11 protein-coding genes are annotated in these 15,125 nt (G+C 72.0%); 9 read left to right on the top strand and 2 right to left on the bottom strand.

The window, feature by feature from the left end; genetic code table 11:
* Positions 1-76 precede the first annotated feature (76 nt).
* The 4 genes from ACGFIW_RS17550 (at position 77) to ACGFIW_RS17535 (ending at position 4,923) form a co-directional block, all read left to right on the top strand.
* Entirely contained in the window at positions 77-1,855 is a 1,779-nt protein-coding gene (locus ACGFIW_RS17550) for an N-acetylglutaminylglutamine amidotransferase (protein WP_393316259.1), read from the top strand.
* The gene (locus tag ACGFIW_RS17545; protein WP_393316257.1) at positions 1,856-3,715 is read left to right on the top strand and encodes a S9 family peptidase; all 1,860 of its coding nucleotides are present in this window, start codon (positions 1,856-1,858) and stop codon (positions 3,713-3,715) included. It begins immediately after the preceding gene.
* Positions 3,716-3,744: 29 nt separating this feature from the next.
* On the top strand, positions 3,745-4,305 hold the full coding sequence (locus ACGFIW_RS17540) for a hypothetical protein (protein ID WP_393316254.1): 561 nt from the start codon (positions 3,745-3,747) through the stop codon (positions 4,303-4,305).
* Between the two features lie 63 nt (positions 4,306-4,368).
* Positions 4,369-4,923, top strand: a complete 555-nt coding sequence (locus tag ACGFIW_RS17535; RefSeq protein WP_393316251.1) for a dihydrofolate reductase family protein — start codon at positions 4,369-4,371, stop codon at positions 4,921-4,923.
* A gap of 8 nt (positions 4,924-4,931) precedes the next feature.
* Here ACGFIW_RS17535 and ACGFIW_RS17530 read toward each other — a convergent pair whose 3' ends face one another.
* Positions 4,932-7,973 carry a BTAD domain-containing putative transcriptional regulator gene (locus tag ACGFIW_RS17530; RefSeq protein WP_393316248.1) on the bottom strand — a complete coding sequence of 1,014 codons (3,042 nt, stop codon included), beginning with the start codon at positions 7,971-7,973 and terminating at the stop codon, positions 4,932-4,934.
* A 59-nt stretch (positions 7,974-8,032) separates the two neighbouring features.
* Here ACGFIW_RS17530 and ACGFIW_RS17525 point away from each other — a divergent pair, with 59 nt between their 5' ends.
* The 3 genes from ACGFIW_RS17525 to ACGFIW_RS17515 all read left to right on the top strand — a co-directional run bounded on the left by ACGFIW_RS17525 (position 8,033) and on the right by ACGFIW_RS17515 (position 10,623).
* A complete protein-coding gene (locus tag ACGFIW_RS17525; protein WP_393316245.1) occupies positions 8,033-8,824 on the top strand; it encodes an alpha/beta fold hydrolase in 792 nt (263 codons plus the stop codon).
* Positions 8,825-9,184: 360 nt separating this feature from the next.
* Positions 9,185-9,331 carry a hypothetical protein gene (locus ACGFIW_RS17520; RefSeq protein ID WP_393316243.1) on the top strand — a complete coding sequence of 49 codons (147 nt, stop codon included), beginning with the start codon at positions 9,185-9,187 and terminating at the stop codon, positions 9,329-9,331.
* Positions 9,331-10,623, top strand: a complete 1,293-nt coding sequence (locus ACGFIW_RS17515) for a putative sulfate exporter family transporter (RefSeq protein WP_393316241.1) — start codon at positions 9,331-9,333, stop codon at positions 10,621-10,623. The genes ACGFIW_RS17520 and ACGFIW_RS17515 overlap by 1 nt, the downstream gene beginning before the upstream one ends.
* Before the next feature lie 84 nt (positions 10,624-10,707).
* Here the strand turns inward: ACGFIW_RS17515 and ACGFIW_RS17510 are convergent, their stop codons facing one another.
* Positions 10,708-11,532 (bottom strand): hypothetical protein, encoded by an 825-nt coding sequence (locus ACGFIW_RS17510; protein WP_393316238.1) that lies wholly within the window; start codon positions 11,530-11,532, stop codon positions 10,708-10,710.
* Between the two features lie 364 nt (positions 11,533-11,896).
* On the opposite strand from ACGFIW_RS17510, the gene ACGFIW_RS17505 reads away from it, so the two are divergent.
* Both ACGFIW_RS17505 and ACGFIW_RS17500 read left to right on the top strand, forming a co-directional pair.
* Positions 11,897-14,278 (top strand): discoidin domain-containing protein, encoded by a 2,382-nt coding sequence (locus tag ACGFIW_RS17505; RefSeq protein ID WP_393316235.1) that lies wholly within the window; start codon positions 11,897-11,899, stop codon positions 14,276-14,278.
* Positions 14,279-14,402: 124 nt separating this feature from the next.
* Positions 14,403-15,065 carry a tetratricopeptide repeat protein gene (locus ACGFIW_RS17500; protein ID WP_393316232.1) on the top strand — a complete coding sequence of 221 codons (663 nt, stop codon included), beginning with the start codon at positions 14,403-14,405 and terminating at the stop codon, positions 15,063-15,065.
* Positions 15,066-15,125 lie beyond the last annotated feature (60 nt).

The following is a 15,125-nucleotide window of genomic DNA, read 5'->3' as shown; positions in this document are numbered from 1 at the left end:
CGGTACGCAACCCGGTCCGCCAAACCTGGACCGGTCAGCGGCCCGAGCGGACCCGAGCCGATGAGAGGTGTGTGCCATGTGCGGTATCGGAGGCGAGTTACGCCTCGACGGGGCGTCATCGGACCTGGCCGCCGTCGAGCGGATGCTGCCCGCCCTGGCCTCCCGGGGCCCGGACGGCGAGGGGCGGTGGCAGCACGGGCCGGTGGCCCTGGTGCACCGCCGGTTGCGCATCATCGACCTCTCCGACGGCGGAGCCCAGCCCATGGTCGACCCCGAGCTGGGTCTGGCCCTGGTCTTCAACGGCTGCATCTACAACTACCGGGAGCTGCGCGACGAGCTGATCGGCCTGGGCTACACCTTCCGCTCGACCTCCGACACGGAGGTGATCCTCAAGGCGTACCACAGGTGGGGGACGGCCTGCGTCGAACGGTTCTACGGGATGTTCGCGTTCGCCCTGGTCGAGCTGGCCACGCACACCCTGGTGCTGGCCCGCGACCGGCTCGGCATCAAGCCGCTCTACCTGACCCAGGGGCCGGGCCGTATCCGGTTCGCCTCGACCCTGCCGGCGTTGCTCGCCGCCGGTGACGTGGACACCGACCTCGACCCGGTGGCGCTGCACCACTACATGAGTTTCCACTCGGTGGTGCCGGCACCGCGCACGATCCTCGCCGGGGTCCGCAAACTCCCGCCGGCCACCGTGCGGGTGATCACCGCGGACGGCCGGAGCGCCGACACGCTCTACTGGCAGCCGGAGTTCAGCCGGGCGGCCGCCGAACCGATGTCCGCCGACGAGTGGCAGGAACGGATCATGGCGGCGTTGCGCACCGCCGTACGCCGACGGATGGTCGCCGACGTGCCGGTCGGGGTGCTGCTCTCCGGCGGGCTCGACTCCAGCCTGATCGTCGCGTTGCTGGCCGAGCAGGGCCAGACCGGGTTGGCCACCTTCAGCATCGGGTTCGAGGCGGCGGCGGGGGAGAGCGGCGACGAGTTCCACTACTCCGACCTGGTGGCCCGCCACTTCGGCACCGACCACCACCAGATCCGCATCGGTGCCAGCCGGTTCGTCCCCGCCGTGCACGAGGCCATCGCGGCGATGAGCGAGCCGATGGTCAGCCACGACTGCGTCGCGTTCCACCTGCTCTCCGAGGAGGTCTCGCAGCGGATCACGGTGGTGCAGTCCGGGCAGGGCGCCGACGAGATCCTCGCCGGCTACGACTGGTACCCGCCGATGGCGAACGTGGCCCGCGCGGACGCCGTCGAGGCGTACGCCCGGGTGTTCTTCGACCGTCGGCACGACGCGCTCGCCGGGCACCTGGCGCCCGAGTGGATGCTCGACCACGACGCGAGCCTGGAGTTCGTCACCGCCCACTTCGGCGCGCCCGGCGCGGACACCGCGCTGGACGCGGCGCTGCGCCAGGACAGCCTGGTCATGCTCGTCGACGATCCGGTCAAACGGGTCGACAACATGACGATGGCCTGGGGGTTGGAGGCCCGTGTGCCGTTCCTCGACCACGAGGTGGTCGAGCTGGCCGCCGCCTGCCCGCCCGCGTTGAAGCTGGCCCAGGGTGGCAAGGGCGTGCTCAAGGCGGCGAGCCGGGGCATCGTCCCGGACGAGGTGATCGACCGGCCGAAGGGCTACTTCCCGGTGCCCGCCATCCGGCACCTGTCCGGTCCACTGCTCGACGACGTCCGCGACGCGCTGACCGCCCAGCCGGCGCGCGAGCGGGGCCTGTTCCGCAAGGACTACCTGGAGGAATTGCTGGACGCGCCGAACACCCGGCGGACCACGCTGGGTTCCAACGCGCTCTGGCAGCTCGGGCTGCTGGAGCTCTGGTTGCAGCGGATCGGGGTTTAGATGAGCGTACGGACCGAGGTGCCGCGTACCATCCGGCGGACCCGACCCGCCAGCCCTCGACCGGTGGCGCCGGTGCCCGTGGGCGAGGACTACCGCCCCGCGCCGTCGCCCGACGGCCGCCGGGTGGCGTACCTCTCCGACCAGGGCGGCAGCCGGCGCGTCTGGGTTCGCGACACCGACACCGGCGAGGCCGTTGCGCTGCCCACCGGCGACGAACCGGTGCTGGCGCTGAGCTGGTCCCCGGACGGGCGGTGGCTGGCCTGCGTCAGCGCACCCGGCGGCGCGCCCCGCACCGAGCTGTGGGTGCTGCGCCCGGACGGCACGCGACGCCGCCAGCTCGCCGGGTTCGGCCGGCGCAGCGCCGCGCTGGCCGGCTGGCTGCCCGGCGGCGCGGTCCTGATGGTCACCGAGACCGACGAGCACGGCCGGGCCGTCCTGATCGACGCGGACACCGGGCACCGGTGGGTGCTCGCCGAGGGTGACCTGCTCACGCTCCTGGACGTGACTCCGGACGCGGGCGCCGCGCTGCTGCGCCGGGGCCCCCGCAACGCCCGGTGGTTGGAGGTGCTCGACGTGGCGACGGGCGGCCGGCGACGGTTGTTCCCGGACACCGGTCGGGGCAGCACCGACCAGGGCTGGTTCGGCCCGGGCGGCACGAGCGTGCTGGCCCGCACCGACGCGTTCTCGGAACTCGCCGCGCTGGTGCGTGTCGACCTGACCCGACCGGAGCGGACACCGACCCGGCTCGCCTGGCGACCGGACGCCGAGCTGGAGCACGTGACGCCGAGCCCGGACGGGCACCGTGCCGCGCTGCTGTGGAACACCTACGGCGGGCGCAGCGAGCTGACCCTGCTCGACCTCGCCGACGGCGTGCAACGGGCCGTCGCCGCCCCCGGGGAGGTGCTCGACGACGCCGTCTTCGCCGCCGGCGGCGACCTGCTCTGTCTGACCGCGCAGGGGCCGGTGCAGCCCCGGGAGGTCTGGCTGATCGACGCGCACACGGCGGCGCCGCGCCCGCTGCGGCCGAGCACCACGACCACGACCACGGGCACGAGCGGCGGCGGCGTCGCGCCACAACTCGTCGACCTGCGCGCCCACGACGGGCTACCGCTCTCCGGCTGGCTGTACCGCCCGGCCGGGCCGGGCCCCTGGCCGACCGCGATCAGCCTGCACGGTGGCCCGGAGGCGCAGGAGCGACCCGGCTACCACCCGCTGTTCCAGGCCCTCGTGGCCCAGGGCGTCGCCGTCTTCGCGCCCAACGTGCGGGGGTCGTCCGGGTTCGGCCGCTCCTTCGTCGCCGCCGACAACCTCGCCGGCCGCTACGGTGCGATCGCCGACGTGGCGGCCTGCGCCGAGTTCCTCGTCGACGCCGGCATCGCCCGGCCCGGTCAGCTCGGTTGCCTGGGCCGTTCCTATGGTGGTTACCTGGTCCTCGCGGTGCTGGTGAACTTTCCCGGGCTGTTCGCCGCCGGGGTCGCCGAGTGCGGCATCTCCGACTTCCACACCTTCTACGCCGGCACCGAGCCGTGGATCGCCGCCGCCGCCGTCAGCAAGTACGGCGACCCGCAGCGGGACGCGGAGCTGCTACGTGACCTGTCGCCGCTGACCCACATCGACCGGCTGGACGTGCCGGTGCTGCTCATCCACGGCGCGAACGACACGAACGTGCCGGCCGGCGAGTCGGCGCAGGTGGCGCGGGCTCTCGCCGCCCGGGACGTGCCGCACGGGCACCTGGTGCTCGCCGGCGAGGGGCACGACTTCCTGGCGCGGGCCAACCAGGAGACGGCCCGTACGGCCACGACCGCCTGGCTCACCCAGCACCTCGCCGCGACCGCGACCACCGTCGGCCAGGGGCTTTGACACAGGCCCTAAGGCGTTATCCTGCGCCGGTGGAGGTCACGACGCAGGGCGAGCGGTTGGCCGCGGACCTGGGCCGGTGGCTGGCCGAGGTGACCTTCGTCGACCTGGACGTCGACGAGGTCACCGCACGGGTGATCGACTCGGTGGTGGGGTGGGCCGAGGCCCAGGGTTGGCGGGTCTACCGGCGCGCGCCGAGCGTGCTGCCGTTGCCACCGCCGCTCCAGCAGCGACACTCTGTCCTCGACGTGGCGTGTGCCCGCCCGGACGGCCCACCGGTCGTCGTGGAGGTCGACCACACCGACCGGGCCCGTACGGTGCAGAAGCTGCGCGCCGAGGCGGATGCCGGCCGCATCCCGCTGTGGGTGCGGTGGGGCGTCGGGCGGTTCACCGCACCGCCACCGCCGGTGCGGATGGTGACCGTCGAGGTGACCCGTCGGGCCGGGCCGGCGGGGCGCGGACGCCTGCACAGCCGCACCGGGGACCGCCCCGCGCCGGCACACTCGACAGGCGCTGCCACGGTGGCCACGCCGGCCCTGCCCCTCCCACTGACCGACCCGGGCGACGGTAAGGGCATTGCAAGCGAATCGTAAGTGGAGATCGGCAGAGTTCTGGGTGTCACCGGAGAGCACGATCGACAACCAGGAGAGACTCCCATGCGCAAGCTCGTCAACTCGACCTACATCACCCTCGACGGCGTCATCGAGAACCCGATGTGGACCGCGCCGTACTTCGACGAGGAGGCCCGCGGCCTCGCCAGCGAGCAGACCGACGAGGCGGACGCGATGCTGATGGGCCGGGCCACCTACGACGGCATGTCCGTCGCCTGGCCGCAGCAGGACGAGAGCGACCCGAACACCGGCGCGGCGTACTTCAACAACGTCAAGAAGTACGTCGCCTCGACCACCCTGACCGACCCCACCTGGAAGAACACCGAGGTGCTCCGGGGTGACCTGGTCGAGGAGGTCGCCAAGCTGAAGGCCCAGGACGGCAAGAACATCATCCAGTACGGCTTCGGCTCGGTCACCGCGCAGTTGATCAAGGCGGGCCTGGTGGACGAGGTCCGCTTCTGGATCCACCCCGTCCTGGAGGGCGCCACCAGCCTGACGGTACCGCTGACCGACTTCAAGGCGTCGTTCGACCTGGTCGACACCCGGGTGCACAAGAGCGGTGTGATCATCGCCTCGTACCGGCCGAAGACGGCCGCCTGAGGCGTCGCTCAGAGCTGGGCCCGGGCCTCGCCCGGGCTCAGCCGCGTGCCCTCGGCGACCAGTTCCTCGAAGCGCTCCGGCCCCAGCTCGGCCCGCAGCCGTTCGGCCACCCGGTCGGTGTCGTCGCGCTCGGACGGCGCCGCGGGGGACCGCGTGGCGAGCCGGGCCGCCGCCGCGGCACCCAGCAGCCGGGCGGCCACCTCGGGGGAGCGCACCGCCGCCGCCATCCCCTCCAGGGGGTTGATCGCGTCCCGTGGGGTCCCCATCGCCTCGGCGGCCTCGAACGCCTCGACGTGCAGGGCCAGCGCCGCGTCCGGGTCGCCGCCCTGCTCGACCGCGTAGCCCAGCTCGACCAGGACCATCGGCAGGTAGAGCGCGGGTTGGCTCTCGCACCGGCCCTGCTCGGCGAGGTTGGTGAGGTGGGCGACGGCCAGGTCGAGCTTGCCGTCGCGGCGGGCGGCCAGCCCGAGGCTCAGTTGCGCGAAGACCAGCGCACCGGGCGCACCCTGCTCCACCGCCAGCCCGTACGCGCGCTCGGCCAGCTCCCGACCCTGGGCGTAGTCGCGGGTCTGCACGGCGAGCCACGCCAACCAGGACAGTTGGGCGCAGACCTGCGGCCACAGCGCCAACTCCTCGGCCCAGCGCAGCCCCTCCCGGTGCAGCGCGGCGGCGCGTTCCTGCTCGCCCCGCATGTCGGCCAGCCCACCCACCCACTCGGTCGCCCGGAGCCGACCCCACCGGTCGCCGAGGTCGGCGAAGAGCGCGGCGGCGCGGGTCGCGGTGCGTTCCAGGGTGGCCTGGTCGCCGTTGGCATGTGCGATGTGGGCCAGCGAGGTCAGCACCGCGGCCTCGGTCCACCTGTCGACGACGCCCGTGGGCAGCAGTTCCACCGCCAGGGCCAGGTCGCTGTGTTCGATGAGCGCGTTCGCCGCGAACCAGGCGCCCCGGCCGGCCGGGTCACCGGCCACCGCGGCGCGGACGTCGTCCGGCGCGATCGCCTCGCCCTGCGACAGGGCGAAGCCGACCCGCCACGGCGTCGCCCGGGCCTCCTGCACCGGGTCGCCGGCCCCGGCCAGGGCCCGCCGTGCCTCGGTGAACCGGCCGCGCAGGTACCAGTACCAGCACAGGGCGACCGCCAGGCGCAACCCGCCGCCGTGGACCAGCGCCGAACGCAGGTTGGCCGTCTCCGCGTCCAGCAGCGCCAACCACCGGTGCTGGTCGGCGCCGCGCAGCTCGGGGTCGGCGCGTTCGGCCAACTCGGTGTAGTAGTCGGCGTGCCGCGCGCGTACCTCGTCGGCGTCGGTCAGCCGGGCCAGGCCGAACGCGGCGACCGATTCGAGCAGCCGGTAGCGCGGCTGCGCACCGGAGTCGTCGAGCACCACCAGCGACCGATCCACCAGCCGCGCGAGAGTGTCCAGGTCGGTGCGGCAGACCCGCTCGGCGGCCTCCGGGGTGCAGCCGTCGCGGAACACCGCCAACCGGGCCAGCACCTCCCGGTCGGTCGCGTCCAGGAGGTCCCAGCTCCAGCCGATCACCGCGGTCAGCGTCCGCTGTCGGGTCGGCACGTCCCGTTGCGCGGTGGTGAGCAACCGGAAACGGTCGTCGAGCCGTTCCACCACACCCCGCACACCCAGCGCGCGGACCCGGGTCGCGGCCAACTCCAGTGCCAGCGGCAGCCCGTCGAGGCGGCGACAGAGCTGGGCCACCGCCGGTGCGGTCTGCTCGTCGAGCCGGAAACCGCGCTGCTGCGCGGCGGCGCGGGCGGCGAACAACCGGGCCGCCGCCGAGCGCCGGACCGTGTCCAGGTCACCGTCGCCCGGCACGGGCAGCGGGGGTACGTCCCAGAGCAGCTCGCCGGTCAACCCGAGCGGCTCCCTGCTGGTGGCCAGCACGCGTACCCCCGGCACGTCGCGCAGCAGCCGGGCGACCAACTCGGCGGCCGGCTCGACCACGTGTTCGCAGTTGTCCAGGACGAGGAGCACCTGCCGGTGTCGCAGGGCCGTCACCAGGCGGTCGAGCGCCGACCGGCTCGTCCCGGCGGCCTCGTGGGCGCCCAGCACGGCGAGCACCTGCTCGGCGACGCCCCGGTCACCGGCCGGCAGCGGGGCCAGCTCCACCAACTCGACGCCGTCCGGAAAGGACTGGGCACGGGCCGCCTCGGTGGCCAGTCGCGTCTTGCCGACCCCACCCGGCCCGACGAGCGTGACCAGCCGCTGCCGGGGCAGCAGCGCCCGCAGCTCGGTCAGCGCCTCGGCTCTCCCCACCAGCTCGTCGAGCTGCGCCGGCAGGCTGTTGCGGATGAGCGCGGCCTTCGGCGGTGCGCTCAGGCCGGCGTCCTGTTCGAGGATCCGGCGGTGCAGGGCGACCAGCTCCGGGCCCGGGTCGAGACCCAACTCCTCGGCGAGGCGTTCCCGCAGGTCGGTGTAGCTGTCCAGCGCCTCGGACTGGCGGCCGGCCGCGTACAGTGCGCGCAGTTGCACCGCCCGCAGACCCTCGCGCAACGGATGCCGGGCGATCAGCTCGGCGAGGTCGGCGGCGACCAGGTCGTGCTCACCCCGGGCCAACCGGGCCTCGGCCAGCCGCTCGTGCACGACGAGGCGCTGCTCGGCGAGGCGGGCCGCCTCGGCGCGGACGAACTCGGCGTCGGCCACGTCGGCGTACGCCTCGCCGCGCCACAGCCCGAGCGCCTCGGTCAACCGGTCGACGTCGCTGCCGCGGGCCAGCTCGGCGAACCGGTCGGCGTCGACCGCGCCGGTACGCAGCAGGTAGCCCGGCGGCCGGGACTCGACCACCTCGCGGGCCCCCGGCTCGGCGTCGTTGAGCGCCTTGCGCAACTGGGACACCCGCACCTGGAGTGCGCCGAGCGGGTTGGCGGGGGAGTCGTCACCCCACAGGTCGTCGACGAGGCGGTCCGCCGAGACCACCTGGTTGCGGTTGGTCAGCAGGTCTGCCAACAACGCGCGCACCTTCGTGCCGGGCACGACCACCGGCTCGCCGTCGTCCGTGGTCACGGCGAGCGGCCCGAGCACCCCGAACTGCACGGCGGACATCTTAGCGCCGGTAAGTCGACCGGAAGTCAACCGTAAGCGCGTCGGCGCACCGTGTGGTCATGGACATCTACTCCGAAACGCACGGCAACGGCCCGGGACGCCCGCTGGTGCTGATCCACGGCGCGCTCTCCGGCATCGACACCTCGTTCGGCACGATCCTGCCGCTCCTGGCGAAGACCCGACAGGTGATCGCCGTCGAGTTGCAGGCACACGGCCGTACTCCCGACGTGGACCGCCCGCTGACCGTGGAGCACTTCGCCGCCGACGTGGTGGAGTTGCTCGACCGGTTGGGCATCGCGCGGGCGGACGTGTTCGGCTGGAGCATGGGCGCGGCGGTCGCGCTGCGCCTGGGCACCGACCACCCCGACCGGGTCGGGCGGTTGGTGCTCGCCTCGGTGAGCTTCGACGACGAGGGCCTGCACCCGGGGCTGCTGGACGGGATCCAGGACCTGCAACCCGAGCACCTGCACGGCTCGGAGTTCCACGAGGAGTACCTGCGGACCGCACCGGACCCGACGGGGTGGGCCAACCTGGTCACCAAGATGAAGGTGCTGGACGCGAACCTGCCGCAGTGGACGCCCGAGCAGGTCCGCGCGCTGGCCGCACCCACCATGATCGTGCTGGCCGACTCGGACATCGTCCAGCCCGAGCACGCGGTGCTGATGTTCCGACTGCTCGGCGGCGCGGTGCCCGGCGACCTGACCGGTCTGCCGGCGTGCCGGCTGGCCATCCTGCCCGGCACCACGCACACCACGATCCCGCAGCGCGCCGACTGGCTGGCCCCGATGGTCGACGAGTTCCTCACCGAGGCCGGACCGGACGGGGAGGGGCTGCTGCCCGCTCGGGCTTGACCCTGACGCAGCGTCAACCCTCCAAGCTGACTGTCCTGAACACCCCTCCAGCACGTGGTCAGGACCCGGAGCCCGCACAGGACACACCGCACCCTTGAATACCTATCGTTCAGGTAGGAAAATGAACCGGTGTCGATTGGTCCGCCCCGCATGGCCCCTCGTGGACCTGATGCGGGTCGCCTCCGGGCGCTGTCCGGGTTCGCCGACTGTCGACTGAGTGCCCGCGACGCCGGCCCGCCCCGCTGGCGGGTCACGCCGACCCCCGAGCCGGCTGGTCGCCGGCGTCGCCCTGCACACCCGTCCACGCGCTGTCCACCGCTTCGGCCCGGCCGGACCGGTCCACCCCCACGGAGGTACGCCATGGCGACCGATCAGCCACCGCCCACCCCGCCAACCGCCGGGGAGTCCCGGCTCGCGTTCAACGAGGACTGGGTGGCGACGATCCTCGGCCTCGCGCTGCTCGTCCTGGTTCTGCTCGGTGCCATCCCTGCCGGGCTGGTGCCCTGATGGCCACGGACGAGACCAGCACGGCCGACCCTGCCGCGACGGCTGTCGAGCCCCGCACGACCGACGGCACCCGCACGTCTGATGCGCCCGCGCCTGACGCGCCCGAGGGCGCTGCCGAGCCCGTGTCTGACGCGCCCGTTGGCGCTGCCGGGCCCGCGCCGGTCAGTGGGCCACCGACGACCGTCGACCCGGCCGGTCCCACCGGTACGGCGCGCGATGGCCGGTTCTGGGCCTGGACGCTGCTCGGCCTCGTGATCGTGGTCGGGCTCGGCGCGCTCACCCGCTACCTGGAGCAGCACGTCCCCGGTTGGGCCGAGGGCACCGCCGTCGAGGACATCGGCGCGGCGATCGAGTACCCGGTCTACGCCATCCTGCTGGGCCTGCTGGGCAACGTCGCCGTGACGCTGCTCGGCTGGCGCGACCGGATCGCCGCCGCGTTCCGCACCGAGTTCTTCATCAAGACCGGTCTGGTGCTGCTCGGCGCGTCGATCAACCTGGCCGTCATCGCCAGTGCCGCCGGGCCGGCGATCGCCCAGGCGATCCTGCTGATCAGCGGGGTCTTCCTGTTCACCTGGTGGCTGGCCGGCAGGTTCGGCCTCGACGACAAGCTGCGCGCGCTGCTCGCCTCCGCGGTGTCGATCTGCGGGGTCAGCGCGGCGATCGCCGCCGCCGGCGCGGTCCGGGCGCGGCGGGAGCAGTTGGCCTACACGGCGAGCCTGGTCATCATCTTCGCGCTGCCGTCGATCTTCATCCTGCCCTGGCTGGCCGACGTGCTCGGGCTGTCCGACGCGGTGGCCGGTGCCTGGATCGGCGGCAACATCGACACCACCGCCGCGGTCACCGCCGCCGGGGCCATCGCCGGCGAGGAGGCGCTCCAGATCGCCAGCATCGTGAAGGTCACCCAGAACGCGCTGATGGGTGTGGTCGCGGTCGCGCTCACCGCGTACTTCACCCTGCGGGTGGAGCGGCGGCCCGGCGCGGAACGGCCGGGCCTGCGCGAGTTGTGGATCCGGTTTCCCAAGTTCGTCCTGGGTTTCATCGCGGCCTCGGTCATCGCCACCTGGTATCTCGACGGGGCCGGTGCGGACGGCAAGGCCACCATCGCCATCGTCAACGACCTGCGCGTCTGGTTCCTGATCCTGGCCTTCGTCAGCATCGGCCTGGAGGTCCGGGTCGCGTCGCTGCGGGAGGCCGGCTGGCGGCCGGTGGCGGTCTTCGCCAGTGCCACGGTGTTCAACCTGGCGTTGGCACTCGCCCTGGCGTCGCTGTTGTTCCGCGACTTTTCCGCCTGAGCGGGCCGCACCGTGTGGAGAGGGTCAGACCAACGATCTGGTCTGAACCCTCTCCACACTGGTGGGCTCCTTACGAGGTGCGTGTTACGCGTCGATCGACGCGCGGGACCGGCGGACGATCAACCGTGCCGTTGTGCCGGAGATGACCAAGGCGAGACCGGTGCCGAAGAACCACCACAGGTTGGCGGCACTGCCACCGGTGACCGGCAGGGTCGGGCTGGTCGAAGGGGCCGGCTGGGTTGGGTTACCGGTGGGGGCCGCTGTGGGCTGGGTCGGTGACGGTGTGGGCTGGGTCGGTGTCGCGGTCGGTGTCGGCGTGGTCTGCAGCGGGCGTTCGCAGCGGGCCTCGGCCAGGATGACGGTGCCGACGGGGATGTCCAGCAGTGGGCCGCCCACGATGGTGCCGGTGAGCCGCAGGGTTGCCTGGACAGCGATCGCCGTGGCTCCGTCGGCGGTTGTGGTCTCCACATTGGTGAGCGTGACGTTCAGGCTGGCACCCGTCAGGCCGGGGACCGTGACGGCGGCGCTGGCCGTGACGCCAGGAGTGTTGGGCAGCAGGTTGACCGGCTCCCCGAACAACTCCAAGCCGACAAACGTGGTGTCCGCGGTCTGGGCGCCGACCTGGGGGCAGGCCACCGCCGCCGTGATCACGTCAGCGTCGATCACCGACGTGCCGAGCACGCTGAGTGCGAGGTCGGCGATTTCGGCGTTGGCGGAAGACGCCGTGTCGCCGCGAGTGGCGCTGACCTGCACGACGGTGCCGGAGGCGGTGACCCCCAGCGCGCCGGGGATGGTGATCGCCAGGGCGGTGTCACTGTCCGTGCCACCGCCGGCCGGGGCCGTCGCGGTGCCGATGACGGCGTCGGCGGTGATGACCGGAGTGCCAAGTACCGACGCGGAAAGGTCCACCACGACTCCCCGGGCGCTCGCATCACCGGGTGCCGCGTACGCCGGAGCGCCTCCGGACAGGACCATCACTCCCGCGGCCGCCACCGCGACGGCTCCAGTAGCCGAAAGTCGCTGGGAAAATCTCACGTTGTCGCCTCTGATCAGTAAACCCTTCCCGACCGTCGAGAAGGCGATCCTGAGGCTATGTCCGAATATGGTAACTAAGTGGCGATATGGTGATAATTAGGGACAACTGAATGAGGCTCGTGAATCTCCTTTCGCTGTGATGGCGAAAAATTCCACGGTTCAGTCGCACTCTTGCGGTGCGGCATTCACTGCTGCCACGATGGCCGTCAATGCCTTCCGTCCCGAAGGAGTGGTCGTCATGGCGGTCTCCCGCCGCAGGTTCGTCACGTCGGTGTTGGCCGGGTCCGCCCTCGCCGCCGCCTCCTCCGCCACCGAGTTCTTCGCCAGCCCCGCACAGGCCGCCAGTCCCCCCGGGGACGTGGTCGGCAAGGTGACTGTCGGCTACCAGGGCTGGTTCAGCGCGCCCGGCGACTCCGCGCCGATCGGTGGCTGGTGGCACTGGAGCCGCGACCGTTTCCAGCCGCCCTCGCCCGCGAACACCACGATCGTGTCCTGGCCGGACATGCGCGAGTACACGCGCAGCTATCCCACCGCGTACCCCAACCTCGGCAACGGCTCCCCGGCCACCCTCTTCTCCTCCTACGACCAGCAGACGGTGGACACCCACTTCCGGTGGATGCAGGAGTATGGCTGCGACACCGCCGCCCTGCAACGGTTCAACCCGACGGGCGACGAGGGCCCGACCCGCGACGCGATGACGCTGAAGGTCCGTTCGGCGGCCGAGCGCCACGGCCGCAAGTTCTACATCATGTACGACGTCACCGACTGGTTGACCATGCAGTCGGACATCAAGACCGACTGGACGACGAAGATGTCCACGCACACCGCGTCCAGCGCGTACGCCAGGCAGAACGGCAAGCCTGTCGTCTGCATCTGGGGCTTCGGCTTCAGCGAGCCGAGCCGCCCCTTCACCCCCGGGCCCTGCCTGGACGTCGTCAACTGGTTCAAGGCCCAGGGCTGCTACGTCATCGGCGGCGTGCCCACCTGGTGGCGGCAGGGCATCGAGGACTCCCGCCCCGGCTTCCTCGACGTCTACCACGCGTTCCACGCGATCTCGCCCTGGATGGTCTACCGGGCCAGGACCGTGGAGGAACTCGACTCCTACTACAACAACGTCAACGTCGGCGACATGGCCGACTGTGCGGCGCGTGGCATCGACTACCTGCCCTGCGTGATGCCCGGTGACCTGGCCGGCGGGCACCGCAAGCACGGCGACTTCTACTGGCGGCACATCTACAACATGGTCCGGCTCGGCTCCCAGGGCCTCTACGTGTCCATGTTCGACGAGTACAACGAGGGCAACCAGATCGCCAAGACCTCCGAGACCCAGGCCACCACCCCGGCCGGCGCGAACATCCGCGCCCTGGACGAGGACGGCGTGGCCTGCTCCTCCGACTACTACCTGCGCATCACCGCCGACGGCGGCCGCATGCTGACGGGGCAACTCGCGCTCACCCCGGTCCGCCCCACGCCGCCGTTGACCGGCACCCCGCCCCCGACCGGCGGTAACCTCGCGGCCGGCCGATCCACCTCGGCGAGCAGCCAGAACGGCTCGTTCGCGGCGTCCAACGCGGTGGACTCCGACGCCGGCAGCTACTGGGAGAGCGGCGGCGGCTCGTTCCCGCACTGGTGGCAGGTCGACCTCGGCGTCAGCCACCAGGTCAACAAGCTCGTGGTGCGGCTGCCCGCCGGCTGGGGCGCGCGCACCCAGACCATCACCGTGCAGGGCAGCGTCGACGGCAGCTCCTTCTCGACCATCGCCGGAGCCTCCGCGTTCGCCTTCGACCCGGCCACAGGCAACACCGTCACGCGCACGCTGCCGACCACCACGGCCCGCCACATCCGGCTGAGCATCGCCGGCAACACCGGCTGGGCGGCGGGCCAGCTCGCCCAGGTCGAGGTGTACGCCGCCAGCGCCACCATGGACAATCCGCCGACCGCCCCGAGTGGCCTCACGGTGACCGGCAAGACTGCCTCCAGCGTGTCCCTGGCGTGGACGGCGTCCACCGACGACAACGGGGTGACCGGTTACCAGGTGCGACAGGGCGGCACGGTGGTCGCCACCGTCACCGGCACCACGGCGACGGTCAGCGGGCTCAGCGCCTCCACCGCGTACACCTTCACGGTCACCGCCCGCGACGCGGCCGGCAACACCTCCAACGCGTCCTCCGCGGTCACGGTCACCACGGACGCCCCGGCCAACGCGGACCTCGCCCGGGGTCGGTCCACCACGGAGAGCAGTCACGTGCAGAGCTACGGGTCGGGCAACGTGGTCGACGGTGACGCGAACAGCTACTGGGAGAGCGCCAACAGCGCCTTTCCGCAGTGGGTGCAGGTCGACCTGGGTTCGGCGCGCACGGTCGGGCGGGTGGTGCTGAAGCTGCCGCCGTCGTCGGCGTGGGGCAGCCGGACGCAGACTCTCGCGGTGCAGGGGAGTGTGGACGGGGGGAGCTTCGGGACGCTGTCGGGTTCGGCGGGGCGCATCTTCGACCCGGCGTCCGGTAACCAGGTGACGATCACCTTCGGAGCCGCGCAGACGCGGTACGTGCGGATCACCGTTACCGGCAACACTGGGTGGCCGGCAGGGCAGTTGTCGGCCCTGGAGGTGTACGCGAGCTGACCGGGCGTGGGCGGCCGCCGACCGGCGGCCGCCCACATCATCGCTGACCACCCCGTTGGGGCCTGGGCTGGACCACTAAACTGCTGACTCGGCAGGCAGTGAAGAGGCCAGGACGGGGGCCGCGATGAACGCCGAAGATCGCATCGAACGGGCCAGAACGCTCTATGAACAAGCCGTGTACAGCGGCGATGCCAGCGTGTTGGCCAACGCCGAACGGGACCTGGACGCGGTGGAGGCCGACGCCGCGCTGGCCCGTGGGCGGATATTGCATGCGCGGTTCCTCAACGAACGTGCCAGCAGCGGCTCGTCACCCGCCGAGGACCCGGCTGAACTGCCGTTGTTTGAGCGTGCGACCGAGCTTTACCAGGCGCTGGGCGACACGCGTGGCCAGGCCGAGACACTGTTCTGGATCGGCTGCCTGCATCAGGTCATCCGGCGCGACAACGAGACTGCGCTTCCACACCTGGAAAGGTCCCGCCAGATGGCGGCGCAGGTCGGCGACAACGCGACCCAGGCTGAGGCACTGCGACACCTGGGCATCGTGGCGCACATGGCCGGTCGACTGGACGAAGCGCGCGAGCGGCTGGAGGAGTCGTCGCGGCTGCGCCGAGAGGTGGGAGCGCTGCCGGGCGTGGCCGCCAACATGGTCGGGCTGGCCTATATCGCCGCCGCTCAGGACCGCCACCCGGACGCGTTCGCGATACTCGACGAGGCGAACGCTATCGCCCAAGCGCACGGCGCCCACGCCATCGTGCGGCAAATCGAGCAGGCAAGAACGCAACTTTAAGCACGCGATCACCTCCCATACCCAAGCTCAAGGCTGAGCACCTCCGCTGCCTGACAGGAG

The organism is Micromonospora sp. NPDC048935 (assembly GCF_043197875.1).
GTDB lineage: Bacteria > Actinomycetota > Actinomycetes > Mycobacteriales > Micromonosporaceae > Micromonospora.
The sequence above is the reverse complement of the archived record's forward strand: the minus strand, read 5'-3'. Positions and strand labels throughout refer to the sequence as shown.